General features: G+C 56.4%; 22 protein-coding genes. 8 read left to right on the top strand and 14 right to left on the bottom strand.

The window, feature by feature from the left end:
- Window positions 1–23: 23 nt before the first annotated feature.
- The 6 genes from WNY39_RS14765 to xdhA all read right to left on the bottom strand — a co-directional run bounded on the left by WNY39_RS14765 (window position 24) and on the right by xdhA (window position 8,101).
- Entirely contained in the window at window positions 24–944 is a 921-nt protein-coding gene (locus WNY39_RS14765) for an ABC transporter permease (protein ID WP_342846700.1), read from the bottom strand.
- Window positions 944–2,026 carry an ABC transporter permease gene (locus WNY39_RS14760; protein ID WP_342846698.1) on the bottom strand — a complete coding sequence of 361 codons (1,083 nt, stop codon included), beginning with the start codon at window positions 2,024–2,026 and terminating at the stop codon, window positions 944–946. The genes WNY39_RS14765 and WNY39_RS14760 overlap by 1 nt, the downstream gene beginning before the upstream one ends.
- A 108-nt stretch (window positions 2,027–2,134) precedes the next feature.
- A complete protein-coding gene (locus WNY39_RS14755) occupies window positions 2,135–3,655 on the bottom strand; it encodes an ABC transporter ATP-binding protein (protein ID WP_342846696.1) in 1,521 nt (506 codons plus the stop codon).
- Window positions 3,652–4,416, bottom strand: a complete 765-nt coding sequence (gene xdhC / locus WNY39_RS14750) for a xanthine dehydrogenase accessory protein XdhC (RefSeq protein WP_342846694.1) — start codon at window positions 4,414–4,416, stop codon at window positions 3,652–3,654. Before xdhC ends, WNY39_RS14755 begins: the two co-directional genes overlap by 4 nt.
- Entirely contained in the window at window positions 4,413–6,698 is a 2,286-nt protein-coding gene (gene xdhB / locus WNY39_RS14745; protein ID WP_342846692.1) for a xanthine dehydrogenase molybdopterin binding subunit, read from the bottom strand. Before xdhB ends, xdhC begins: the two co-directional genes overlap by 4 nt.
- Window positions 6,695–8,101 carry a xanthine dehydrogenase small subunit gene (gene xdhA / locus WNY39_RS14740; RefSeq protein WP_342846690.1) on the bottom strand — a complete coding sequence of 469 codons (1,407 nt, stop codon included), beginning with the start codon at window positions 8,099–8,101 and terminating at the stop codon, window positions 6,695–6,697. The genes xdhB and xdhA overlap by 4 nt, the downstream gene beginning before the upstream one ends.
- 222 nt (window positions 8,102–8,323) lie before the next feature.
- On the opposite strand from xdhA, the gene dnaE reads away from it, so the two are divergent.
- Complete coding sequence (dnaE, locus tag WNY39_RS14735) at window positions 8,324–11,857, top strand: DNA polymerase III subunit alpha (RefSeq protein WP_342846689.1); 3,534 nt, start codon at window positions 8,324–8,326, stop codon at window positions 11,855–11,857.
- A gap of 20 nt (window positions 11,858–11,877) precedes the next feature.
- Here dnaE and WNY39_RS14730 read toward each other — a convergent pair whose 3' ends face one another.
- The gene (locus tag WNY39_RS14730; protein ID WP_342846687.1) at window positions 11,878–12,072 is read right to left on the bottom strand and encodes a SlyX family protein; all 195 of its coding nucleotides are present in this window, start codon (window positions 12,070–12,072) and stop codon (window positions 11,878–11,880) included.
- 214 nt (window positions 12,073–12,286) lie between these two features.
- Between WNY39_RS14730 and hisS the strand changes: the two genes are divergently transcribed.
- From hisS to hisG, 3 genes are read left to right on the top strand one after another with little or no spacing between them, the layout of a single operon-like run.
- Window positions 12,287–13,795: a histidine--tRNA ligase gene (gene hisS / locus WNY39_RS14725; RefSeq protein WP_342846685.1), complete on the top strand. Its 1,509-nt coding sequence runs from the start codon at window positions 12,287–12,289 to the stop codon at window positions 13,793–13,795.
- Window positions 13,795–14,874 carry an ATP phosphoribosyltransferase regulatory subunit gene (locus WNY39_RS14720; protein WP_342846683.1) on the top strand — a complete coding sequence of 360 codons (1,080 nt, stop codon included), beginning with the start codon at window positions 13,795–13,797 and terminating at the stop codon, window positions 14,872–14,874. Before hisS ends, WNY39_RS14720 begins: the two co-directional genes overlap by 1 nt.
- The gene (hisG, locus tag WNY39_RS14715) at window positions 14,871–15,560 is read left to right on the top strand and encodes an ATP phosphoribosyltransferase (protein ID WP_342846681.1); all 690 of its coding nucleotides are present in this window, start codon (window positions 14,871–14,873) and stop codon (window positions 15,558–15,560) included. The genes WNY39_RS14720 and hisG overlap by 4 nt, the downstream gene beginning before the upstream one ends.
- Window positions 15,561–15,708: 148 nt before the next feature.
- Here the strand turns inward: hisG and WNY39_RS14710 are convergent, their stop codons facing one another.
- Window positions 15,709–16,140, bottom strand: a complete 432-nt coding sequence (locus WNY39_RS14710) for a DUF1489 domain-containing protein (protein ID WP_342846679.1) — start codon at window positions 16,138–16,140, stop codon at window positions 15,709–15,711.
- A gap of 120 nt (window positions 16,141–16,260) precedes the next feature.
- Here WNY39_RS14710 and WNY39_RS14705 point away from each other — a divergent pair, with 120 nt between their 5' ends.
- A complete protein-coding gene (locus WNY39_RS14705; protein ID WP_342846677.1) occupies window positions 16,261–18,543 on the top strand; it encodes an adenosylcobalamin-dependent ribonucleoside-diphosphate reductase in 2,283 nt (760 codons plus the stop codon).
- 462 nt (window positions 18,544–19,005) lie between these two features.
- Here WNY39_RS14705 and WNY39_RS14700 read toward each other — a convergent pair whose 3' ends face one another.
- Window positions 19,006–19,620 (bottom strand): DUF2306 domain-containing protein, encoded by a 615-nt coding sequence (locus WNY39_RS14700; protein ID WP_342846675.1) that lies wholly within the window; start codon window positions 19,618–19,620, stop codon window positions 19,006–19,008.
- Between the two features lie 84 nt (window positions 19,621–19,704).
- On the opposite strand from WNY39_RS14700, the gene WNY39_RS14695 reads away from it, so the two are divergent.
- On the top strand, window positions 19,705–20,292 hold the full coding sequence (locus WNY39_RS14695; protein ID WP_342846673.1) for a TetR/AcrR family transcriptional regulator: 588 nt from the start codon (window positions 19,705–19,707) through the stop codon (window positions 20,290–20,292).
- A gap of 288 nt (window positions 20,293–20,580) precedes the next feature.
- On the opposite strand, the gene WNY39_RS14690 is transcribed toward WNY39_RS14695, so the two are convergent.
- The 5 genes from WNY39_RS14690 to WNY39_RS14670 form a co-directional block, all read right to left on the bottom strand.
- The gene (locus WNY39_RS14690) at window positions 20,581–22,767 is read right to left on the bottom strand and encodes a Mu transposase C-terminal domain-containing protein (protein WP_342846671.1); all 2,187 of its coding nucleotides are present in this window, start codon (window positions 22,765–22,767) and stop codon (window positions 20,581–20,583) included.
- Entirely contained in the window at window positions 22,767–23,489 is a 723-nt protein-coding gene (locus WNY39_RS14685; protein ID WP_342846669.1) for a hypothetical protein, read from the bottom strand. Before WNY39_RS14685 ends, WNY39_RS14690 begins: the two co-directional genes overlap by 1 nt.
- 238 nt (window positions 23,490–23,727) lie before the next feature.
- A complete protein-coding gene (locus WNY39_RS14680; RefSeq protein ID WP_342846668.1) occupies window positions 23,728–24,141 on the bottom strand; it encodes a hypothetical protein in 414 nt (137 codons plus the stop codon).
- Complete coding sequence (locus WNY39_RS14675) at window positions 24,116–24,466, bottom strand: hypothetical protein (protein WP_342846667.1); 351 nt, start codon at window positions 24,464–24,466, stop codon at window positions 24,116–24,118. Before WNY39_RS14675 ends, WNY39_RS14680 begins: the two co-directional genes overlap by 26 nt.
- 256 nt (window positions 24,467–24,722) lie before the next feature.
- On the bottom strand, window positions 24,723–25,118 hold the full coding sequence (locus WNY39_RS14670; protein WP_342846666.1) for a hypothetical protein: 396 nt from the start codon (window positions 25,116–25,118) through the stop codon (window positions 24,723–24,725).
- A gap of 124 nt (window positions 25,119–25,242) precedes the next feature.
- On the opposite strand from WNY39_RS14670, the gene WNY39_RS14665 reads away from it, so the two are divergent.
- Entirely contained in the window at window positions 25,243–25,677 is a 435-nt protein-coding gene (locus WNY39_RS14665; RefSeq protein WP_342846665.1) for a hypothetical protein, read from the top strand.
- Between the two features lie 53 nt (window positions 25,678–25,730).
- Window positions 25,731–25,967, top strand: a complete 237-nt coding sequence (locus WNY39_RS14660; RefSeq protein ID WP_342846664.1) for a type I restriction-modification system subunit M N-terminal domain-containing protein — start codon at window positions 25,731–25,733, stop codon at window positions 25,965–25,967.
- Window positions 25,968–26,041 lie beyond the last annotated feature (74 nt).

The following is a 26,041-nucleotide window of genomic DNA, read 5'->3' as shown; positions in this document are numbered from 1 at the left end:
GGGCATTTTGAAGTGTAACCCCGTTAAGACGAGGCATGGAAAGTGCGGCCAAGCGATGCCGGAGCACTGCTTTTATCCGCGGAAAGAACCACCAATACAAGGATGGTGATGATATAGGGCGACATTGCCAGATACTCGACCGGAATGGCAACGCCTGCACCTTGTAGATTTAGCTGCAACTGGGTGATTCCGCCAAATAAATAGGCACCCAGCAGCAGACGCCATGGTTTCCAGCTGGCAAACACGACCAAGGCGAGTGCAATCCAGCCTACGCCAGCAGTCATCCCTTCGGTCCATTGGGGGACGCGGATCAGGCTGATATAGGCCCCACCCAACCCCGCGCAGGCCCCGCCAAACATAATCGCCAAGGTTCTGATGCGCACCACCTTATAGCCAAGCGCATGCGCCGCATCGTGGCTTTCGCCCACCGCACGCAGGATCAACCCGGCGCGGGTGAATTTCAACATAGCCCAGACCACGACGACCAAAGCGAACCCCAGATACAGAATAATATCATGCGAGAATAATATCGGGCCGATAACCGGGATATCGTGCAAGGGGCCAAAGTTCACTTCGGCCAGTCGTGGCGGTTTGATCCCGACATAGCTTTGGCCCAGCAACGCTGAAAACCCCAGCCCGAAGAGCGTCAGCGCCAGCCCAGATGCCACCTGATTGGCCAAGGTAATCTGGGTCAGAAACGCAAACAGCAGGCTAAGAAGCGCACCGCCAATAGCCGCCGCAGCAAAGCCAAGCAGCGGCGATCCGGTTTCCACGGCAGTGGCAAAACCGCAAATGGCCCCCATGATCATCATGCCCTCGACGCCCAGGTTCAAGACGCCTGATTTTTCAACGACCAGTTCGCCCAATGCGGCAAAGATCAGCGGCGTCGCTGCGACCAGAAAGCCGGCAACGAACAGAATTGGATTAATGGCTGACAGATCCATTACGCGACCTCCGCCCGGCCAATGCGCAGCCGGTAATTGGTGAAAAGATCAAAGGCGAGCAGGAAAAACAGCAGCATGCCCTGAAACACTTGAATGGCAGCGGCGGGCAGACCCAGCTGGCTTTGCGCGATATCGCCCCCGATATAGGTCAACGCCATCAACCCGCCTGCCAGCAAAATGCCGATGGGGTGCAGTCGACCCAAAAACGCCACGATAATGGCGGTGAACCCATAGCCCACGTTGAAATCAATGGTGATTTGCCCTGCTGGGCCTGCGACCTCGAACATGCCGGCAAGGCCTGCAAGCAGACCGGACATGCCCATGCAAAACAACACCAAACGTGTCGGATTTACGCCAGAGAATTTGGCTGCGCGCGGTGCCTCGCCCGTGACACGAATGGCAAAGCCAAGCCGGTGCCGCGCCAGCAATACATAGGCAAAGATCACGGCGACAAATGCCGCAACCACACCCCAATGCATGCCTGACCCTGCGATCAACTCTGCATTATGGGCCGATGCATATTGTTGCAAATTGCGACTGCCCGGAAACCCGAAACCTTCGGGGTTCTTCAAAAGGCCAAGCGCCATTGAGGATAGAAATTGCTCGGCCACATAGACGAGCATCAAGGATACCAAAATCTCGTTGGTGCCGAATTTGACCTTTAACAGCGCCGGGATCATGGCCCAAATCCAGCCGCCTAATGCACCGGCCAAAATCATCAACGGAAAGATCATGAAGCTTTCGGTCGGGTAAAACGCCAACCCGGTCGCCGCCCCGAAAATGGCCCCCATAATATACTGGCCTTCCGCGCCAATATTCCAGATGCCCGCCTTGAAGCCGAGGGACAAACCGATGGCGATCAACACCAAAGGTGCGCCTTTGATTAGCAATTGTGGGCGATAATAAAACGCGAAATCACCGAACAAAGGCTCCCAGAAGATCGTCTCGATCGATGCCAATGGGTCCTTGCCCAAAGCGGCAAACAAAAGCCCGCCAAAAAACATCGTCGCCAAAACAGCCAAAATGGGTGCCGCCCAAGAAAACGCCTGACTTGCCTGCGGCCGCTTTTCCAATCTGATCACTGGGCTGCCCCTTCTCTGGCTCTTAAATATCCCACGGGGGGGCAGATTTTATGCGCCATTGGTTCAAGCCCAATGGGCGACGGGTGTGAAACCCCCACTTGCACCAAATCAAACATGCGCGACCTCCATCCCATGGGCACCGCCCATCATCAACCCGATCTCGTCCACCGTCAGACCTTGCGCCGGGCGCGGCTCTGACAAGCGGCCTTCGTTCAGCGCGGCGAACCGGTCTGATATCTCCATCAACTCGTCCAGATCCTGACTGATGACAATGACCGCGGCACCGTTTTCGGCCAAATCCAGCAAGGCCTGCCGGATCGACGCGGCGGCTGATGCATCAACGCCCCAGGTTGGTTGGTTCACAACCAACACTTCAGGGCGCTGCAAAACTTCGCGACCGATGACGAATTTTTGCAGGTTGCCCCCAGATAACGAGCGCGCCGCGTTACCGGGGCCGGGGGTGCGGACGTCGAATTCCTTGATGATCCGCTCGGCAAAGCGCGTTGCGGCGGGCCAGTTTAACATGCCGCGACGCTCTAGCTTCTCGCGCACGGCACCGGTGAGCATCGCGTTTTCGGTCAGCGTCATATCGGGGGCGGCAGCGTGGCCCAATCGTTCCTCTGGGGCGGCAAGAATACCAAGGCCGCGCCGCGCGATGGGGCCAAGCTGGCCAATGTCGTCGCCCTTGAAAAAGACCATACCCGAATGAGACAGGTTTTCGCCCGACAGTGCGGCAAGCAATTCATCCTGACCATTGCCCGCGACACCGCCGATGCCCAAAACCTCGCCAGCGCGTACCTGAACCGATATGTCGCGTAGCGGCATGCCAAAGGCCGATGGCGATTTCGCATTCAAGGCTTGCAAGTCGAGCAACACATCCCCCGGTGTCTTACCCGTACGCAACGGCGTTTTCAGGATGCTGCCCACCATCATTTCCGCCATATCGCGTGCGGATGTTTCCGACGGTGTGCAATGGCCGACGACTTTGCCCAATCGTAAAATGGTGGCGCTGTCACACAGGCTGCGGATCTCTTCGAGCTTGTGCGAGATGTACAAAATTGCCGTCCCCTCGGCGCTAAGCTTGCGTAGGGTTTTGAACAGAATTTCAACTTCTTGCGGGGTCAGAACCGATGTGGGTTCATCCATGATCAACAGCTTGGGGTCCTGCAAAAGACAGCGAATAATCTCGACCCGCTGACGTTCACCCGCAGAGAGATCACCCACAACGCGGTCGGGGGATAATGGCAGGCCGTAGGCTTCGGACACGTCGCGGATCTGCTTGCTCAACGCACCTAACTTTGGTGCATCCTCCATCCCAAGCGCTATGTTTTCCGCAACACTTAACGCATCGAATAGCGAAAAATGTTGGAACACCATGCCAACGCCCGCCGCTCGTGCCGCGCGTGGTTCATTGGGGTGGAACGCCGCACCATGCATCTGCATCGTGCCGCTGTCCGGCTTGACTAGACCATAGATCATCTTGACCAGCGTCGATTTGCCAGCACCGTTTTCCCCCAGCAGCGCATGAACTTCACCGGGGGCGATTGTCAGCGACACATCATCGTTGGCAACCACACCGGGATAGGCCTTGGTCAGGCCCGAAAGCGCAAGAAGGGGGGGAGGGTTCATAGAAATTCCTTGGTTTTCGCTTGGTCAAGAAGCCTGCTCAGGCACCCGTTTGCAATAGCGTCAGGGGTTTTGCCAAGTGATTTATCACCGATGGGGCAGATGATGGGCGCGGGATCGCGGCCCGCCGCGCGCAATCTTTTGCGAAAACGTGCCCATTTGGTGTCTGAACCGATCAGGCCGATGCTGGCGGCTGTCCGGTCCAACAAAGCCGCGCAAAGCGCCAGATCAATGTCATGGGAATAGGTAAAGATCAGGTGGTGCGCAGAGAGCGGCGCATGCTTGGCGATGCGCGGCATATCGGCGGCGGGCAGGACGGTGATGTCAGGGGAAATATCAGCGGGAAAACGGTCGAAGTCAGTATCGATCCATGTGATGTTAAACGCGCCTTTCGGGCTGTTGCGCACAACTGCGCGCCCCACATGACCCGCGCCCCAGAGCCAAAGATCAAGCGGCGCATGGTCCGTAATGCGCAGCTTTGGCGGTACCGCGATGGGATCGGTTTGGCGTTGGCCGTCGGTGAAGTTCAACGTGACAGCCCCGCCGCAGCATTGCCCAAGGTTCGGGCCCAACGGCACCGTGAGCGTTTGCGCCTTGCGCCCCTGCCCAAGCATTTCGCGGGCCGTCAAAATGGCCTGGTGTTCCAGCGCACCGCCGCCGATGGTGCCTGCGGTGTCGTTCGCCGTCACCTTCATCGCGGTGCCCGCATCGCGCGGGGTGGAGCCGCGCGTCGCGGTGATTTCTATGTATATGGCGTCGCTCATGCGCGGGCCTTGAGGGTGGCGTTCAGCACAGCCTCGGCGGTCGCTGGTGTTTGCAAATCCGCGTAAGTCGCCCCACAGGCGCGCACCGCATCCGAGAGCGCCATTAACGCCGATATGCCCAGCATCAGGGGCGGCTCGCCCACGGCTTTGGACCGGTACACCGTCTGCGCCGGGTTCGGTTGATCCCAAAGGGCAACGTTAAAGATGTCGGGCCGATCCGAAATGGCGGGTATTTTATAGGTCGATGGGGCGTGTGTTTTTAGGTTGCCCTGATCATCCCATACCAGTTCTTCGGTGGTCAGCCAGCCGGCCCCTTGCACGTATCCGCCTTCGATCTGGCCAATATCTAGCGCAGGGTTCAGGGACGCGCCTGCGTCGTGCAAAATATCTGCCCGCAGGATGCGGTTTTCGCCTGTCAACGTGTCAATCACGACCTCGGTCACGGCGGCCCCATAGGCAAAGTAAAAGAACGGGCTGCCGCGCCCCGTGATGCGATCCCATTCGATGTCTGGCGTTTTGTAGAACCCGGTTGAGGAGAGCGAAACGCGGGCCAGATAGGCTGACATGACGGCCTCGCCGAAGGTGACTTGCCCGTCGCCGATGGTAACCATGCCATCCGCAAATGTCACAGCATCGGGCGCGACGCCGTGCACTTGTGCCAGATGCGTCGTGATCCGGTCGCGGATCGTATCGCAGGCCGCTTGTACCGCCATGCCGTTCAGATCGGTGCCGGAGGACGCAGCGGTGGCAGAGGTGTTGGGCACCTTGCCAGTATCCGTCGCTGTAATCCTAACCGCACTGACATCGACGCCAAAGCGGCTGGCTGCGACTTGGGCGATTTTCTGAAACAACCCTTGGCCCATTTCGGTGCCGCCATGGTTCAGGTGGATGGAGCCGTCGTTATAAACATGCACCAATGCACCTGCCTGATTGAGATGGGTCAGGGTAAATGAGATGCCGAATTTGACCGGCGTCAGCGCGATGCCGCGTTTTAGGACGGGCTGGCTGGCGTTCCACGCATCAATGGCCGCACGACGCGCGACGTAATCGGATGAGGCGACCAGCCGGTCGGTTAGCGCATTGATGATCCCGTCCTTCACAGGCTGGTGGTAGGGCGTCGTTTGCACCTGATCATTTGGCGCGTCTGCATAGTAATTCGCACGGCGCACGGCCAGCGGGTCAGCATCCAGATGATGGGCGATGTGGTCCATCACACGTTCAATGCCGACGATCCCTTGCGGGCCGCCGAAACCGCGAAATGCCGTCGCGCTTTGCGTATTGGTGCGTAGGCGGTGCGAGGTGATGCGGATGTTATCCAAATGATAGGCGTTATCCGCGTGCAGCATCGCGCGATCAGCCACAGGCAGGGAGAGGTCCATGCCCCAGCCGCAGCGGGTAAAGTGGGTGAAATCCAGCGCAGTGATCTTGCCCTTGGCATCGAAACCAACGGTATAATCGATCCGGAAATCATGGCGTTTGCCCGTGATGATCATATCGTCGTCACGGTCATAGCGCATCTTGCAGGGCCGCCCGGTCTTGGAGGCCGCAACGGCGCAGGCAATCGCCAGCGCGTTCCCCTGACTTTCCTTGCCGCCAAACCCGCCGCCCATGCGCCGCGTCTCTACGCGGATCGCATGCATATGCACGCCAAGGGCTTCGGCGACTTTGTGTTGGATTTCGGTCGGGTGTTGCGTTGAGGAATGGACGACCATGTCGCCGTTGTCTTGAGGCAGGGCAAGGGCGGCTTGTCCTTCGAGGTAGAAATGTTCTTGTCCACCAATGTTGATAGACCCCGCAAGGGTTTGGCGCGCCTGTTTCAAGGCTGAGGCGGCATCGCCCTTTTGGTAAATGCGCGGGCCGTCCTCGAACCGGCTGTCTGCTTTGAGCGCCTGTTCGATTGTCAAAATAGGATCGGTTTTCTCAATCTTGATCTGCCCAAGGCGGGCGGCATGGCGGGCCGCGAGATGGCTGGTGGCTACCACCATGAACAAGGGCTGACCTGCGTAATGCACAGCGTCTGCTGCCAGCAAAGGTTCGTCATGGTTCGACGGGGACACATCATTGGCAAAGGCCAGATCATCCGCCGTATAAACCGCAACCACACCCGGTGCGGCGCGCACGGCGCTTAGATCCATCGAAATCAAACGGCCCGCGGCGGATTTGCTTAGACCAAAGGCAATGTGGAGCGTATTTGCGGGCGTTGGAATGTCATCCACATAGCGGGCAGCACCCGTCACGTGGAGTTTCGCCGCATCGTGGGGCAGGGGCTTGGCGACGCTCATGCGGACACCGCCTGTACGTCTGTTTCGACGCCTTGGATATCAAAGAAATAGCGCAGCACCATGTTTTGGGCGGTTTGCAAGCGATAGCTGGCAGACGCGCGCATGTCCGAGAGCGGTTGGAAATCTTCAGAGATCTTTTGCATTGCAGCTCGGAATGTTGCCTCGGTAAGCGGTTGGTTGATCAGCGCCGCCTCGGTCCGGGCCGCGCGTTTCGGGGTGCCTGCCATGCCGCCAAAGGCGATGCGGGCGTCAGTGATGGTGTCGCCCTCGCGGGTGAGATTTATGCAGCCACACACAGCAGAAATGTCTTGGTCAAAACGCTTGCTGAGTTTGTAGCAGCGCAGCGTGTCAGGTTGCTTGGGGATCGTGATCGCCTCGACAAATTCGCCGGGTGCGCGGTCTTGCTTGCCGTAGTCGATAAAGAAATCTTCGAGAGGGAGGCTGCGGCGGCTTTCATCGTGGCGCAGGTGCAAGGTGGCCCCCATAGCGATCAAGGCGGGCGGGCCATCCCCAATGGGGGACCCGTTTGCAATGTTGCCACCGATGGTCGCGGCATTGCGCACTTGGGTTGACCCGTAGCGGCGCAGCATGGTGGCAAGGCTGGGATGATGGGGGGCGAAGTGGGATTCAATTTCCGTGATCGTGGTCATCGCGCCAATACGCCAGTGATCACCTGCGTCGGTGATGCCGCGCAGATCGGTGAGCTGGTTCAGAAAAGCTGTGGCCCCAAGGTCGCGGAATTGTTTGGTGGCCCAAAGGCCGACATCTGTGGCCCCCGCAATCAGTGTCGCATCGGGGTGCGCGGCGTACCAGCGGGCCAGTTCATCGGTTGTGGTGGGTTGGATATGTTGAGGGGGCTGTCTGCCCCCATCCGGCTGCGCCGGACCCCCCGAGGATTTTTGTCCATTTGGAATTCTAAGGGCTTTAAGGTGCTGGGGCACGGCTTGGTTTTCGGCAGCTTCTGCGGCGCGAATAATCGGGGCGTAGCCGGTGCAGCGGCACAGGTTCCCGGCGAGTTGTGTGTCGTGGTCAGTTGCCCCGTTGAGGTGGGCGGTGGCCATGGTGACGGCAAAGCCGGGGGTGCAAAATCCGCATTGGCTGCCGTGATGGTCGATCATCGTTTGTTGCACGGGGTGCAGTGTGCCGTCTGGGGCGCTGAGGCCTTCGACGGTGGTGACGGATTTACCGTTGATCTGCGGCAGGAACAGGATGCAGCCGTTCAGGGCGCGGTGACCAGACTGATCGCTGATCATCACGCTGCAGGCACCGCAATCGCCTTCGTTGCAGCCTTCTTTGGTGCCGGTCAGGTGTTTGGTTTCGCGCAGCCAGTCAAGCAAGGTTGTCGTCGGAGAAATGCCGGTCAGCGACACGACTTCCCCGTTGAGGAGAAAAGTGATGTCCATAGGTTCGTTCCGCCGCGGTACCGGAGCCCTAAACATGCGCGAGGTTCGATGCGACGTAGAACGCGGCGCGGGCAAATGCTGATCGAAGCTATGCGCTGGGGCAGGGCATTGGCAAGGGTTTTCCGGTATCCCGCCGGGGTTTTAGTGAGGGTCCGTCGAAATTATGGGCATGACGTGACAGCGGGTATGGCGGCTTGGGGTTTGGTCGCTTAAGCTTGGGGTATGGCAAACACACCCCGATTCATTCACCTGCGCACCCATTCCGAATATTCGCTGCTGGAGGGGGCGTTGCGGCTGAAAAAGCTGCCCGATTTATGCAAGTCGGCGGATATGCCCGCGATGGCGCTGACCGATACCAACAACATGTTTGCGGCGTTGGAATTTTCCGTTGCCATGTCCGGTGCCGGTGTTCAGCCAATCATCGGCTGTCAGGTTGATTTGGCCTATGTGGCAGCCCAACCGGGCGAGAAGCCCCGCGATCCCGCCCCTGTTGTGCTGCTCGCGCAGTCGGAGGCGGGCTATGAAAACCTGATGAAGCTGAACTCCTGCCTCTATATCGACAAGGGCGGCGCGCTGCCCGAGGTGACATTAGACGAGCTTGAGCAATATAGCGCGGGGATCATCTGCCTGACCGGGGGCGCGGGTGGACCTGTCGGGCAGTTGCTGCAAGGGGCACAGCGGCCCGCAGCCGAGGCGTTGATGAAACGCTTGCACGGGGCGTTCGGCGATAGGCTCTATGTCGAGTTGCAGCGGCATCCAGACGAGAACGGGCAGCCCGAGGCCGAGCGGTTGACTGAGCGCGGTTTTGTCGAGATGGCCTATGCGATGGGTATCCCCTTGGTCGCCACCAATGACGTCTATTTCCCGAAAACAACGATGTACGAGGCGCATGATGCGCTGATCTGTATTGCCGACGGTGCCTATGTCGATCAGCAACAGGATCGCCGCCGGCTGACGGCGCAGCACTATTTCAAATCGCAATCCGAGATGGTGACGCTGTTCGCCGATCTGCCTGAGGCGATTGAAAATACCGTTGAGATCGCCAAGCGCTGCGCCTTTATGGCCTATCGTCGCGATCCGATCTTGCCCAAATTTGCCGATAACGAGATCGAAGAGCTGAAGCGTCAGGCCCATGACGGGCTGAAGGAACGGCTGAAAGTTATTCCACATGCGACCAGCGTAGAGGAATACGAAAAGCGGCTGGATTTCGAGCTGGGCATTATCGAGGGCATGGGCTTTCCCGGCTATTTCTTGATCGTTGCGGATTTTATCAAATGGGCGAAGGATCAGAATATTCCGGTGGGGCCGGGCCGTGGGTCGGGCGCGGGGTCACTGGTGGCCTATGCGCTGACCATCACCGACCTTGATCCGCTGCGTTATCAACTGCTGTTTGAACGGTTCCTGAACCCCGAACGCGTATCTATGCCCGACTTTGACATCGATTTTTGCATGGATCGCCGCGAGGAGGTGATCCAATACGTGCAGCGCAAATACGGGCGCGATAAGGTGGGGCAGATCATCACCTTTGGTGCGCTGCTGTCCAAGGCGGCGGTGCGGGACATCGGCCGCGTTTTGCAGATGCCCTACGGTCAGGTGGATCGCCTGTCCAAGATGATCCCGGTTGAGGGCGTAAAGCCGGTGAGCATCGAAAAAGCGTTGGCAGACGAGCCACGCTTGCGCGAAGAGGCCCGCAATGAGGAGGTCGTCGCGCGGCTACTGGATTACGGTCAGCAGGTCGAAGGGTTGCTGCGTAACGCATCGACCCACGCGGCGGGTGTGGTGATCGGCGACAGGCCGTTGGATCAGCTTGTGCCGCTCTATCAGGATCCGCGATCCGATATGCCGGCGACCCAGTTCAACATGAAATGGGTGGAACAGGCCGGTTTGGTCAAGTTCGACTTTTTGGGCCTGAAAACCCTGACCGTCATTCAAAATGCGGTGGATCAGATCAAGGCATCGGGGCGGCATCTGCATATTGCCGCGGACGGGACCGAATTGTTCGAGCCGCCAGAGGGATTGATCGACGATATTGCCACCGTCCCACTGGATGATGAGGCGTCATATAAGCTCTATGCCAGCGCCAAGACCGTAGCGGTGTTTCAGGTGGAATCCAGCGGCATGATGGATGCCCTGAAACGGATGAAACCGACCTGTATCGAGGACATCGTGGCCCTTGTGGCGCTTTATCGTCCCGGCCCGATGGAGAATATCCCGACCTATTGCGAGGTCAAAAACGGGATCAAAGAGCGCGAATCCGTGCATCCGTCGATTGACCATATCTTGGAAGAGACCCAAGGTATTATCGTTTACCAAGAACAGGTTATGCAGATCGCGCAGGTCATGGCGGGCTATAGCCTTGGTGGCGCTGACCTGTTGCGCCGGGCGATGGGTAAAAAGATCGCCGAAGAAATGGCCAAGGAACGCCCCAAGTTCGAAAAAGGTGCGATGGCCAATGGCGTGGACAAGAAAAAAGCGTCTGAAGTCTTCGACCTTTTGGAAAAATTCGCCAACTACGGTTTCAACAAGTCCCACGCAGCGGCCTACGCTGTGGTCAGCTATCAAACCGCATGGCTAAAGGCGAACCACCCGGTCGAATTTATGGCCGGTGTGATGAACTGCGATATCCACCTGACCGACAAGCTGGCGGTTTATTTCGAGGAGGTGCGCAAGCGGCTGGAACTGCCATGGGTGCCGCCCTGCGTGAACCGCTCTGACGCGACGTTCAAGGTGGTCGATGGCGCGCTGGTCTATGCGCTTGGCGCGTTGAAAAACGTGGGCGTCGAGGCGATGAAACTGATCACCGAAGGCCGCAAGGTCGACTGTGTGGATAAACCTTTTGCCACGCTTTTTGATCTGGCGCGGCGTGTCGATTTGAAACGTGTGGGCAAGCGGCCGTTGGAGATGCTGGCCCGCTCGGGCGCGTTTGACCAGCTTGACAGCAACCGCCGCCGGGTCTGGAATGCGTTGGACGGATTGGTGAATTATTCCGCCGCGATCCACGAGCAAAAGGCCAGCAATCAGGTGTCGCTGTTTGGCGAGGCGGGTGATGATCTGCCCGAACCGCGCATCCTGCCCTGCGATGATTGGGAGGCCGCAGAGCGCCTGACCGAAGAGTTCAAGGCCGTCGGGTTCTATCTATCCGGTCATCCGCTGGACGATTATATGGGCCCGATGAAACGCAAGGCAGGTAGCGGCGGCGTGCCGTTCCTGACCTTGGATGAGTTGACGGAAAAGGTGTCGGTCAAAGGGGCGATGAACGCGCGGCTCGCCGGGATCGTTGCAGGCAGGCAGGAACGTAAATCTGCCCGTGGCAACCGCTTTGCCTTTGCGCAGCTATCTGATCCGACGGGTGCCTATGAGGTTACACTGTTCTCGGATACGCTTGAATTGGCGCGCGATCACCTTGAGACCGGATCAAAGGTTGTGGTGATGGTCGAGGCGACCATGGAAAGCGACCAGTTGAAACTGCTGGGCAGGTCGGTTGCGCCGATCGACTCGGTCGTGGCGGATGCAGGCAACATGGGGCTGCGGATTTTCGTGGATGAAGCCGTCGCCATTCAAGCCGTGGCAGAGGTGCTGGCAGGTGCGCGTACGGCGGCCAAATCTGCTGGGAAAGGGCCGATCCAACTGTGCCTGATGGATCCAAGCCTACCCGGCGAAGTCGAAGTGGATTTATGCGCGGAATATCCGGTCACGCCCAAGATCAAAGGCGCGATCCGGTCCCTAAGCGGGGTTTTGGAAGTCGAGGAAATCTAGCCAGCGAGTTGGCGGCTAGATCAGTAATGTGGCGGGCGTTCGTTGCCGATCACGACACCTTCGCTGCCTGCCGCCTCGCGTTCACCTTCGCGTTGCATCAACATATGCACGCGACGGGTCAGTATTGCGATTTCATTTTCCTGACGGGCAACCACATCCGACAAATCATCAACTGTGCGGATAAGATGGGCCATTTGTTCTTCTAGCTTGTCCATATTCTGATCATTCTTGTTTGGTTAATGCGCAGATAGGTGAGGTCAGCCCCTTTGACAACCGTCAGGGGGCTGTCTGCCCCCTGACCCCCGAGGATATTTTCAAGCCAGAGAAGGCCCAAGGTCAGTGGATGTGAAAGGCGTGTGGTTTGCTTGCTCTTGTCGGGGGGGTGGGGTAGACGCGAAGCGCAAAGTTCAGCCCGCAGGATGTGATCCCATGGCCAAGCCAAAGAAGACCCCCCGCCCCAAGGCAGAAACGCCAAAAGGCTTTCGTGACTATTTCGGCGCCGAGGTAACGCAGCGCGCCGAGATGCTGCGCAAGATTGCAGGGGTCTATCATCGCTACGGGTTTGACGCGCTTGAAAGTTCTGGCGTTGAGACGGTTGAGGCCTTGGGTAAGTTTTTGCCTGATGTGGACCGCCCCAACGAAGGGGTTTTTGCGTGGCAAGAAGATGCGGACGCGGACAAGCCGGGTGACTGGCTGGCGTTGCGCTATGATCTGACCGCGCCGCTTGCCCGAGTTTACGCGCAGCACCGCAATGATTTGCCGACACCCTATCGTCGCTACGCGATGGGCCCTGTCTGGCGCAATGAAAAGCCCGGTCCGGGGCGGTTCCGTCAGTTTTATCAATGTGATGCGGATACGGTTGGCGCGCCTTCGGTGGCTGCCGATGCCGAGATTTGCGCGATGTTGGCTGACTGTTTGGAAGAGGTCGGGATCGAGCGTGGCGATTACATCGTGCGCGTCAACAACCGCAAGGTACTGAACGGTGTGATGGAAGTGGCCGGCGTGCTCGACCCGTCGGACCCTGAGAAGTTTGCAGCCGAGCGCGGCATTGTCTTGCGCGCGATTGATAAGCTGGACCGGCTTGGGCTTGACGGCGTACGTGCCTTGCTTGGCGAGGGGCGCAAAGACGATAGTGGTGACTTTACCGACGGTGCTGGTCTGAGCGAGGCGCAGGCCGATGTAGTCATGGGGTTCATGCAGGCCAAGCGTGATACGGGTGCAGAAACTGTGGCGCGGCTGCGCGATCTGGTCGAAGGGTCTGCCGCTGGTCTGCAAGGCGTAGAAGAGCTTGAGACCATCGCCGATCTGATGGCGGCAGGTGGCTATGGCCCGGATCGGGTCGAGATTGACCCGTCGGTCGTGCGTGGCCTTGGCTATTATACCGGCCCCGTGTTCGAGGCCGAGCTGACATTCGAGATCAAGGATGACAAAGGCCGCGTGCGGAACTTTGGCTCTGTTGCGGGCGGTGGGCGTTATGACGATCTGGTCAAGCGCTTTACCGGCCAAGAAGTCCCCGCGACCGGCGTATCGATTGGCGTGGATCGCCTGTTGGCAGCACTGCATGCCAAGGGGCGGTTGAGCAGTGATACCGTCGGCCCTGTTGTGGTCACTGTGATGGATAAGGCGCGTATGGCCGACTATCAGGCGATGGTGGCTGAACTGCGTCAGGCGGGCATTCGCGCCGAGGTGTATCTGGGCAATCCCAAGAACTTTGGCAACCAGTTGAAATACGCAGATCGCCGGGGCAGCCCTGTCGCGGTGATTGCGGGCGGGGATGAATTTGACAGCGGCATGATCCAGATCAAGGACCTGATCCTGGGGGCCAAGATTGCAGAAAACGCGACGCTTGAGGAATGGAAGGACCGGCCCAGCCAATATGAAGTGCCGCGCGCCGATCTGGTTGCTAAGGTGCGTGAAATACTGGAGCTGGACCGCTGATGCCAACCCGTTCAGAGACGCTTGCCAAGGCGGCGCAACTGCGTGCGATGTTCGAGGCGCAGGGCGCGATGGTGGTGGAGCCGCCGATCTTGCAACCTGCTGAAACATTGCTGGATTTGTATGGTGAAGACATTCGGGCGCGTGCCTATGTGACATCAGACGCGCTGCGCGGTGAACAGATGCTGCGGCCTGATTATACGGTACCTGTCGTCCAGATGCATATGGCGCATGGCGCGGACCCGGCGCGCTATACCTATGCAGGCGAGGTTTTCCGCCGTCAGGAACATGATCCCGCGCGGGCTAATGAATTTATCCAAGTCGGCTACGAAGTGTTTGATCGGGCGGACCCGGCGGCGGCGGATGCCGAAGTGTTTGCGCTGATATCTGAAGCGCTACGCGGACTGCCTGTGAAACCTGTGACGGGCGACATTGGTATTTTGATGGCCGCGGTCAAAGGGTTGGACACAACGGAGCGCCGTAAGGCCGCGTTGATGCGGCATATCTGGCGGCCCAGACGGTTTCGTAGCTTGCTGGACCGTTTCTCGGGCAAGACGCCGGTGCCGGCCTCTCGGGCTGCGTTGCTGGCCGGGACGGTAGAAAACGATGCGCCGATGATCGGTTTGCGCAGCGCGCAAGAGATCAATGCGCGGATTGATGCCCTGCGCGAGGATGCGCAAGCACCTGCCTTGTCGGCAGAGCAAGTGGCGCTGATTGCAGCGTTGTTGGACGTGCGCGAAGTAATGCCCCATGCGCTGAGCCGTTTGCACGACATAGCGGTTGATTTGCCCGCGATTGCAGGTGCTGTAGATTTGGCCGTGGCGCGTGCAGATGCGTTGGCGGCCCGTGGTATCGATACGGATCAACTGGCGTTCGAGGCAAGCTATGGCCGCGCGTCGATGGAATATTATGATGGGTTCGTCTTTGGCTTCCGCGTCGAAGCACGGCCCGATTTACCCGCCATTGCCAGCGGTGGCCGCTATGATGCGCTGACCAAACGGTTGGGGCAGGGCGATGAAATTCCCGCTGTCGGTGGGGTGATGCGCCCGGGGCTGATGCTGGAATTGGATGCTGCGCAATGACGATCAAACTTGGTGTGCCGTCCAAGGGCCGGTTGATGGAAAAAACATTCGAATGGTTCGCGGCGCGCGGCATCACCTTGCAGCGCACAGGATCGGACCGCGAATACGCGGCTGCGGTTGGCGGCATCGATGGCGTGTCACTTATGCTGTTGTCAGCCGGGGAAATTCCGCGCGAGCTGGCCGCAGGGCGCATTCACCTTGGGGTGACGGGTACGGACCTGATCGAGGAAAAGCTGGCACTGTGGGATCAACTGGTGATGCCGGTTGAGGAGCTTGCCTTTGGCCACGCTGACTTGATTATTGCGGTGCCTGCCGCATGGCGCGATGTGGATACGTTGGATGATCTCGACGCGGCAGCCGCAGCGTTTCGCGAGCAACACGGGTTCCGTCTGCGGATCGCAACCAAATACCACCGGCTGGTGCGTGAGTTTCTGCGCGGTGCGGGGGTCGCGGATTATGCGCTGGTCGACAGTCAGGGCGCGACGGAAGGCACTGTGAAAAACGAAACCGCAGAAGCGATCGCTGACATCACATCAAGCGGCGAAACCTTGCGGGCGAACCATCTGAAAATTCTGTCGGATGGTCTGATCCTAAAGTCGCAAGCGACGCTGTGGCGCAGCCGTACGGCCGATATGGATGATGAAGAACGCCAGACCCTTGCGGCATTGCTGAAAAAGCTGGCGTAACCCAAAGGCCGCGCTTACGCGCGATTACATTTTTAATTTTGCCTCCGGCGGGAGTTTTGTGGGCAAAATGAAAGGCTAGGTCTGCAGCTATTTCATTTTGCAAAATAAACTCAAATTCCAACCTTGCCGCATATGGCGTCTTTGAAGTTTAGAGCACACCGATTTCCGCCAAGGCGCGGTTTAATTCGGTGGGAAGCGGTTCTTCTTCCTCGCGACCTTTTGGTAGATCAGAGGGCGCGTCGTCCGGGCTGAGGTAGCGCCAGCCTTGGAAGGGGCGTTTCACGCTGCTTTGCACGCGGATAATTGTTGGATCCATAACGATCGCGCATCTGCGAATGCCGTCTAGCCCGGTATGTTCGTCCAGCCGGATGATCTTTTGCCGACATTGGATAACGCCCTTGATCACCCAGAAAACCGATCCGCCATTGGTTAATTCCGTCTCGCGTTTCGGCCACATGCGGGTAACGTGACGGGGCAGGCCGTCCGGGGCCTGCGCGCGCTTTGTCTTTTGCCAAGCGGCCAGATCATCGGTATTTTCGGTACCTACCGATAATTTTAAGATATTTACGTATTTATCCAAAGAATCTCTCCGCCTTGCGCACATAATGTAGCTTGTCTGTCATCACCTTCAAGCTGTTGTGCTTTGGGGGCGATTTGAGGTATGACGGAATCCATCCCGAAAAGCACCAAGGAACCGAGTATGTCACGATTCGCCACCCCCATCGCCGAACAAATCTGGGATATGAAATACCGGTTCAAAGACGCCGATGGTACGCCAAAAGATGTGACTGTCGAAGACACATGGCGGCGGATTGCGCGTGACCTGGCGCAGGTCGAAAAACAGCCAGATGTTTGGGAAGATACGTTTTTTGAAGCCTTGGAGGATTTCAAATTCCTTCCAGCAGGGCGCATCACTGCAGGTGCGGGTACTGCACGCCGTGTGACGCTGTTTAACTGTTTTGTCATGGGCACTGTACCTGACAGCATGGGCGGCATTTTCGACATGTTGAAAGAGGCCGCGTTGACCATGCAGCAGGGCGGCGGCATCGGCTATGATTTTTCGACCATCCGGCCTGCGGGGGCGGATGTTTTGGGCGTGTCTGCTGATGCGTCCGGTCCGTTGTCGTTTATGGATGTGTGGGACGCAATGTGCCGCACCATCATGTCTGCCGGGTCGCGCCGCGGTGCGATGATGGCCACGATGCGTTGTGACCACCCCGATGTTGAAAAATTTATTGCTGCCAAGTCTGATCCTGCGCGGTTGCGTATGTTCAACATGTCGGTCTTGATCACGGATCCGTTCATGGATGCGGTCAAGGCGGACGCGCCTTGGGATCTTGTGTTCGGTGGCAAGGTGTACCGGACCGTGCAGGCGCGTGATCTATGGAACCGGATCATGAAGGCCACCTATGAATTTGCAGAGCCCGGTGTGATTTTCATCGACCGGATCAACAGTGCCAACAACCTGAGCTATTGCGAAACCATCGCAGCGACCAACCCTTGCGGCGAGCAACCTTTGCCGCCTTATGGGGCATGTCTGCTGGGGTCGATCAACATGGCCCGCATGGTCGCTGATCCGTTTAGTGACGCGGCACATCTGGATGTTGATGCCTTGGACAAGCTGGTCGCCACGGCTGTGCGCATGATGGACAACGTGGTGGACGTGTCGAAATTTCCGCTGGACGCCCAAGAGGCCGAAGCCAAAGCCAAGCGGCGCATCGGGCTTGGCGTCACCGGGCTGGCGGACGCGTTGTTGATGGTTGGATTGCGCTATGGATCGGACGAGGCAGCAGCCCAAACCGAAGCATGGTTGAAGGTGATCGCGCGCGCCGCCTATCTGGCGTCGGTCAATCTGGCAAAGGAAAAAGGTGCGTTCCCGCTGTTTGACGCCGATGCCTATCTGGCTTCTGGTACGATGCAGCAGATGGATGAGGATGTGCGTAGTGCCATCAAGGAAAACGGCATTCGCAACGCATTGCTGACCTCCATCGCGCCGACAGGCACGATCAGCCTTTATGCTGGCAACGTGAGTTCCGGGATCGAGCCGGTGTTCGCCTATGCCTACACGCGCAAAGTGCTGCAAAAAGACGGTAGCCGCACAGAAGAAGAAGTCGTCGATTACGCCGTTCAGATGTGGCGTGATCTAAAAGGCGATGCCGAACTGCCCGATTACTTTGTGAACGCACAGACGCTGGCACCGCTGGATCATGTCAAAATGCAGGCCGCCGCGCAAAAATGGGTCGACAGCAGCATTTCCAAGACAATCAACTGCCCCGAAGACATCAGCTTTGACGCGTTCAAAGACGTCTATATGGCGGCGTGGGATCAAGGGTGCAAAGGCTGCACGACCTACCGCCCCAATGATGTGACAGGGTCGGTTCTATCGGTTTCTGAAAGCACGGACAGCGCGCCCGGCGAAACCGCAGCGCAAGCCACGCCCCAGAACGGTGGCGAGGTTGTGTATATGTCCGAGCCGCTGGACCGCCCGGAAGAGCTGGAAGGTGCGACCTATAAAATCAAATGGCCCGATAGCGAGCACGCGCTTTACATCACTGTTAATGATGTGGTGATCGGCGGCCATCGTCGTCCGTTTGAGGTCTTTATAAACTCCAAAAACATGGAGCATTTTGCCTGGACCGTTGCGTTGACGCGCATGATCTCGGCCGTGTTCCGTCGCGGTGGCGATGTATCCTTTGTCGTGGAAGAGCTGAAAGCGGTGTTCGACCCGCGCGGCGGCGCATGGATGGGCGGCAAATACATCCCGTCAATGCTGGCCGCGATTGGTGGGGTGATCGAACAACACCTGATCGCCACCGGCTTTATTGCTGGCGAGGGGCAGGGGCTGAAATCCGACCCAAGCGCCCAAGTCGTGGGCCTAGCCCCACCTCGGGGCAAAGCATGCAGCAGCTGTGGTCAATACGATTTGCGCATGGTCGAAGGCTGTATGACATGTGGCAGCTGCGGCCATAGTAAGTGCGGCTAGTGCTGTAGCGGGTTTTCTGGTATGTCCACAAGCTTGTTTTGGCCATTTTCGTAGTGAAAGTGGCCATTCTACAAGTTAGGGGCGGCCACTGACGAATTCGAAGCCGATTTGGGATTTTAATCATCCAACTTAGGAATTGACCCTTTTTAGTACCTTGAGTGGAACATAGGTGCGTTCAGTCGTCGGCGGAAACTGAAAGTACCATTTTTTATGATTAAGAATGGTGGCCTGCTGGGCTTGATCAGGTCGGGCCCTCAGCTTTCGGTTGGGCTTGGCTTGGCAAAATATGGAAAGTGAGCTGTAATTCACCAAATCCCTGACCGAATGTGGTGCAGCGGAGAAAAAGTGCGAGCGGCGTGAAGCCGTGGTTTGAACGGATACTCACCCTCGAGAAAATTTGTGGGATCGGTTCCATCTCGAGTGTCGGCTATGCGGACAAAGCGACGCTGACGCCATGTAAGATCAATGACTGCTTTTGGTGTTTCTCAGTTCTCGCACAAAGTACTCAGCCACAATTAGGTTGGGTACCCAACAAAGCCAGGACACAACCTGATATGCCACGTCAAATGGGACACCTGAGATGAGTTGAGCGGGAAGCCAAACACGCAACATTACACCTGCGAAAGTTAACGCGATTGAGCGGATCATCCATTCACGGTGCAAGCCAATTTCGCGTCGTCTCGCGAATTTGACTGCCTTAAACGTCACCACAAGCCAGATTACGGCCAGTAAGATAAACCCCGCTTGCGCAATTGGGCCATGCATAGCGTCGAAACCGATCATGATACCGCTCAGGCCAGCCACCAAAACTGCGCCAACATATATACGGCCCAACAACCGATGCCGACTGAGCGACTTGGCCCGAAACTTCTCGGACAGTTGGAACGGAGCGATGGCAAGCGCGATAGGGGCGAAGATGACATGCATGTAAAACGCGTAATTGGACGACACCAATTGGTGGGCCATGTTCGGAAACCCTGTCTTCATCCCAAGTACGACAAACCGGTAAGACACGAGTGCGACAGCAATGGACAAAAACCAAAACAAGCCTCGTTGAATCTTCATTTTTGGCAACATCGCTGGGCGTTCCTTGACACTGTAAAGCTCACCATGTACGTCAATCACCTTGACACTGTCAAGTTGTAAAAGTATTGGACTTATATGAACTTGAATGAAAAGACGAAGCGTGCCGGAGATTTGCGCCAAACGCTCATCAGCGCGGGAATAGAGTTGTTACAAAGCGGCGGTGCAAATGCGCTGACACTCCGTAAATGTGCCGCACGCGCCGGGGTCTCTCACGCGGCACCGGCTCATCACTTTGACGGTATAGAAGGACTGCTCACTGCGATTGCGGCACGCGGACATGAAATGTTTGCTGCGACAATGCTTGCTCACCTGAGTCGTGCATCGAACCTGAACCGAGATCGCCTTTATTCCATATGTGAAGGGTACTTGGAATTTTCTGCGTCGAATCAGGCCCTCTATGGATTGATGTTTAATTCTGGCCAGATAGATTTCTGTGATCCAGATCTTGGCTCGAAATCTCACGCCTCATTCGAAATTTTGGAACAGTGCTGCGCACCCCTTCGAGACACGAATACTGGACCCTTGACGCTTGAGATTACAATTTGGTCATTGCTGCACGGATATTGCAGCTTTACCAAGAAAGCTCGCGAAGGAAGTCCGAAGCATCCGGCAAATCGAATACCGTTCCAGCAGCTTTTTGACTACGTTGTTCCGTCGAATTAGCCTGAATTCTGGAACACCTTCGATCATAAGCTGACATTCACGCGTAGCGCAGCATCAGTCGAAGTGGGCTCGGAGCGGCCATTGCGCTTCCGCAAGTCGCGACTTAGTGCGGGCAGTTTTTTAGTACACTTGGAAACGAATATGACCGTTGCGAGAATACTCCATACTCAACAATATTGCGCGCTGCTTAACGCGTGGTCCCTTCATATGGATTCGGCAGGGCGAGCAAAAAAGCCCCCGCAGCCGTTTCGGGCTGTGGGGGCTTAATGGATGGGCTATTTTGAAGACTTACTTTTCTTCCAAGGACCAATCATCGTCGGGCTCTTCTGCGGGCGGAGCCTTGATGTTTAAGGCAGCCGTAGCAGGTAGCGCATGGTGCTGGTTCGCAGTTGTTGCGGTGGACAACTCCAAGCCCAAGCCATCCGTTGCGGGCTGGGTTGATGTGTCACAGGGCATCTCGTCGACTTCGAAACCAATGAGCAGCGTGTCTTCCAGCGATTTGACGCGCTCTGGGGAGTAGTCATCGACCACCATGCCTTGTCGCGCCATTGCGTTGGCGTTGATCTCCTTAATGCGGGTCATCGCCTTGAAGATGACCATTTGATCCACTAACTTCTGTGCCGCGACCGATGCGCGGATTTCCCGCAGAGCCAGCAACCAGGTTTGGGCGCGTTCACCTCGGTATTTCTCGAACACAGACGGTACTTCGATCCATTCGCCGTTGATTTCGACGGCGATGGCCCCGATATCTTCGGAGTACCAGCGAGTGCGTACCTCTTTCGAGGAATTATGCATGAACCAACGTGCAAGGGCCTTGGAGTGATACCAAATGCCGAGCACCTTAATCCCCTTCTTGCTCACAGTACGCTTCAAGCGTGTGCCCAGTGCCTTGCGACGCAATCCGACAGAAGGCATCGGCGCGACGCCATACTGGTTGACGAGTCTGTTCCAGCAGTTGAGTGGCGTTTCGCCGTCCAGTCCAGCATGGGGGCGGCGGTGGTATATATCGACAACCCACCGGATCAGCGCTTCGCTCAGGTCTTCAGTCGTTAATGCTGCACGTGCCCCTGCGTCATAGTCCCCCTTCACCACGGTATTGCTGAACGTTCGACCTGTGAAACGTCCAGCAAAGTTGTTCGCCATAGTGCCGAACAAGCGTTCGATATGTTTTCGGAGCTCGGGAATACCGGCTGGCGCGGCTTCGATGCTAATCCCGAGATCTGTCGCCCCAACACGGGTATCAAAATCGATGAATGCGGATCCACAATCGGTGACGATCAATTCTGGTGTGCCAGACATATTCCAAGGGGTCAGCACGCCGACCGCATCTGCCCAGACAGCTTTGTCGCGTACGATCATATCAATTGTCTGCATCGCGCTACGCTTGTTCGGAGCCCTCGAGAGTTTCATGGCAAGGACGCAGCGCGTGGTCGAGCATATGGCGGCAGTCAGCCACCAGCGTGCCTTCTTGCCCTCTTCAAAGCCCAAGCTGATCTTCTCCTCATCGGTTAGGAAAGACCAAATACCCGCTGCGGACATAAGCGCGCGCAGGTCTACCTTCCATTCATCCATTTCGACCCGTTCGAGCGGCCGTGTAAGTTCAAGGCTCTTTCCGACTGGTGCGTTTCGCTTGCGGGCCTCTTCCAAACCAAAACGCGCGATGTCGGCCTCGAAAGGGTCAAGTTTCTTTACTGCCAAGCGGACCGTTTCGCGCGATGGTGTGACCAAAGGCGACTTGCCCTTCCCATTCTTCTTGAAAGCCTCTTCTCGCTGAAGGTTTTCGGCGATGAAGGCGTGTTCTACGTCCTCGACGATCTGCGCGATCGAGGGCTGTTCCATAATGAGAAAATTTCGAACGGTTTTCGCAAGGAGTTCGAGTTCGTCGGGGCCAATGCGGCGGCTGCGGCGATTGTTGGAGTTTTGGCTGTAGAGAGCAGAAATACCATCGCGGCTGAAAGCTGTGACGATCTTGCGAAGTCGGCTTGCACTGATTTTGGGAACAATGATCGTCTTGCTGCCAGCTTTGCCGATATCGCCTTCGCTTGGGATAGAGAGAATCTCACCTGCTCTAAGTTGGATTTGAGGAAGAGCGGCCTCGATGGATTTGTCTGTGCGCTTTACCTTTCCTGCGGCTTCCATCTCGAAAAACGCGCGGACCAGAGCTTCCGGACGCTTGGCTTTTTGATGTTGCTTTGACGTGAGAGTCGAGAGCACTTGTGATGGAGATTTAAGGCGGCGTTTGGCGTGTTCCGGAAGGAAGGCATCGCGTCGGTGCTCGAGGTTGCCGAGTGTAACACGCTGCGACAGCACCGCATGGGAAAAGGCCTCCGCGACCCCGGATCCATTGGTGCGGACAAACACGTAACCATCGTCGGAGAAATCAGTGATGCGGTACGAGATGCCATCCATTATCACTTCATCGTATTTTCCGAAGGTGAAACGAGGCAGTGTGGGGCTTGGTTGAATATCGAGCATTAAGCTGCACTCCGGATAATAAAACTGTTGTAATCGATACGTGCCGCGCGCTGAAGAGAGGCCTCGCGATTGCCAATGAGGCGCGTAATCGCGCGAAATCCTCGGCCGCCAAGGCCAGTGTGTGCTATCAGATCGCTGATTTTCACCGCACCTACCAGGTTGGCAACAGCATCGCGCATGACGCTATCTGCAGCGGGATCCGGATCGCGGACGGCATTGAAAAGCGTTGCATTGTGTAACTCGATCGGATCGAGATGTTTTTCCGTTACCAGAGTCACGCGGTCCGCGAAATCTGGCGTGACTTGTGAGGCAATGCAGGCGATCTCATCACGAAAACCTTCCTGTTCGAGCTTCTTGTGATACTTCACCATAATCGCGACGCGGCTGCCGTCCATCATCGTGGCGCGGAAGTCGAAGAAGTGTTTTTTCTCCGTCCCATCCTTATCGATCCAGTGGAACAGCACTTGGTTCTCTAAGTCAGCAACTTCGGCTCGGGCAAGTAACACCAACGCCAGGCGCTTTTCTGTGAGGCTGTCAGTTTTCATGACGCAGCCCGCGCCCGGACCATACACAAAAGCACAGGAGAAGTGATTCTTTGCGCCAACGCCTGGCGTGCGCGCTGTGGTAGTGCGTGCAGGCAGATCACTTCGGGTGCTCACGCGAAGGAGGTCATCCACTACTGGGTTCGTGTTTGAACCATTTTTGTTCTGTGTGGTTTTCAATTTTTCGTTCCTTATCTGTTCGACCATGTGCAAAGCGCACTGGTTATGATTAGAAAATTGGCTGATTTGGAAAATCCAGAAGCCGAAAACTGTAGAAACTGAAAATATTTTTGAAATATCTAATAACACACTGATAACTAATGATATTTATATTTGTCTGATCCCAAACTTGAGTAAAAGAGCGAGCGTTGGCGGTTAGATTTCAAATAAATCTTATCTGCGAATGTCCTCCTCGGGACTACCAAGGTGCAACCTGCGCTCTGATCGCTGTCTCGATGTGTGCGTAGGCACGCAAAGCATCGTGCTTTGAATGGCTTCCGTCACAACAGGGGTAAGGATAGGTTGTCTCTCCGCTGTCGAAGATTTGGTAGCCAAGCGCCGAGAAGGCTTCCAATGCGGCTTTAGTTAGCGGTTCGTTTCGCTCATCGGGCACATCCAACAGCAAGCGGGCAATTAAATAACTGCTTTGAAAGTAATAACGATCGATCCAGAGATGCACATGTGGCTCTTGGTACTTCTCCAAGAGCCACATAGTAATACTGCAGATATCCCGATCCAAATAGGGGGCACCGTGGCTCGGATCTCGGCTACGGCGTATCCTTTGAAGCTGACAACCCACGCCAGCATTATTCGGCATGGTGAAATCTTGCATACAGTTCGCTGATCCGTGCGCCATGCCAGCACAACGCTGCGTGTGCATCGAAATTCAGGTCGTGGGCAACAGTATCGGCAACCTGTGATGTTTGCTTTGCCAAGGCGACTTTGATTTCTTCGAGAGCGGCTTTGATCGCCGCTGCTTGAGGGCGCTGATTTCCGTAGATGCCATGCAAGTCACAGAGCGCATCGAAGCCTGACGGGGCATCGAAAACGTTAAATAATTCGCAAAGGGCGGCACCGTGGCGGCGCAAGTGTCGTTCAGTGTCCGCAATTCTGTCATATGCGGCCTGTTTGGCGTTTTCAGTGGTATTACTAAGCATGAGAAACCTCCTGTTCATGCGATGGGGTAAGCTGGATCGAGTGCCTTTTCTGCGGCGTCATAATCCCGGCATGGATGGAGGTAGGTGTTTCGGTGGTTGGGTCCTTTTGTCGATTTCTCCGAGTGGGTCAACGTGCTGGTATTCATGATGTTGGTCGTTTTCCGATCGAACGAAGTAGAAAGTATCGATCAGCCAAATATTTCTCTTAGGAGTATCCCCCGCACCCCTGATTAAGGTCAGCGGTGCGGGCGACAACTCAATCAGTCTTGGCAACCCTCATGTTGATCAGCCCGGCATTTAGTAACGCTTGATCTAAACCATCGGCGAGTAAGCAGATTGTCGGGACGATTGGATCATCGGGTTCGGGCAATACGGAACATACATCGTCTTCCCAATTTTCATCGTAAGCATGCTCCAGAAACAGCAGGCGACGGAGGTCGAAGAAATTACAACGTAAGCGATGCGTGACCGGCCCAGGTTGTGTAAGCGCGTTCTGGATCGTGTTGATAAGTCGTGCGCCGCGGCGTCCACCGAGTAGCACAGCTACATGTTCGAGAGCTTCTGGATGTTCCAGAAAAAACGCACGCATAGCGATTTTACAGGGCTTCTTTTGAGCGACTTCGCCATTGGGAACGATGGTCGTATGATACATGATGTCTCCTGAGTGTAGATTAAAATCCGGATTTCTTTCCGGTCGTGTCAGGATTGCTGGGAGGGTCATGTGATCGTTGGCTGCTGAGCTTCGCGCTTCCCGATGAAAGCGCGAGGATTAGTCGGTGGCGGGCGGCATTTGTGGTTCCTTAAATCTGATGGCCAAACCGATCGGCTCGGCTACTAAATATGACATTGGCCAAACGTTTTTGAGACGAAGAAATTACTTGCAAGATTTAGTGAGAAAGATTGCGGAAGCCAGCCAGCAAGCGGGTATGTGGATCAACTTTGATAAATTCGAACGCGACATAGGAAAATATGATTGGCACGTCGAGTTGCGAACTCTCGAGCAAGAAGGTTTTGCAAGCTATGAAGCAATCAACGAACCGCTACAAAGTGCCCAAATGTTTCAGGCTAAACACGTAAGTTGGTTCCGCAATTTCCGTGCACTCGTCAATTGGGTTGCAATGCCTGGTCATGCCGGTGAAAATTTGCGCTTAATGTTGATTGGCCGGTCGGTTCTCGGTGGCATGCGTAGGCTGGCGAGGGTAGCTTCTTAATATGAGTGTTTTTGCTTCCTGCATAATCCACATGTTATTTGAGAAAGTTGCCCGTGACACAATCAACCAATAACCTCGCGTCTTACATTTGGTCTTTGGCCGATCTTCTGCGCGGCGACTTTAAGCAAAGCCAATACGGACGTATCATATTACCATTTACTTTGCTGCGACGTCTCGAGTGCGTCTTGGAAGCGACAAAACCCGCGGTTTTGGCAGAAGCTGAAAGAGTTTCCCAAATGGGGATGCCAGAAGTAGCTCAAGAGCAACTTCTGTTGCGCGCATCACAGTGAGCTACTCCCCATTCCTTGGACAAGATCTGAGATAAATTAAGCTACTCTTTGCACCTGCTGATCGGGGTTGTTTG

It is taken from the genome of Sulfitobacter sp. AS59 (assembly GCF_038899995.1).
GTDB lineage: Bacteria > Pseudomonadota > Alphaproteobacteria > Rhodobacterales > Rhodobacteraceae > Sulfitobacter.
Note: the sequence above shows the minus strand (reverse complement) of the source record. Positions and strands in the feature narration are given on the sequence as shown.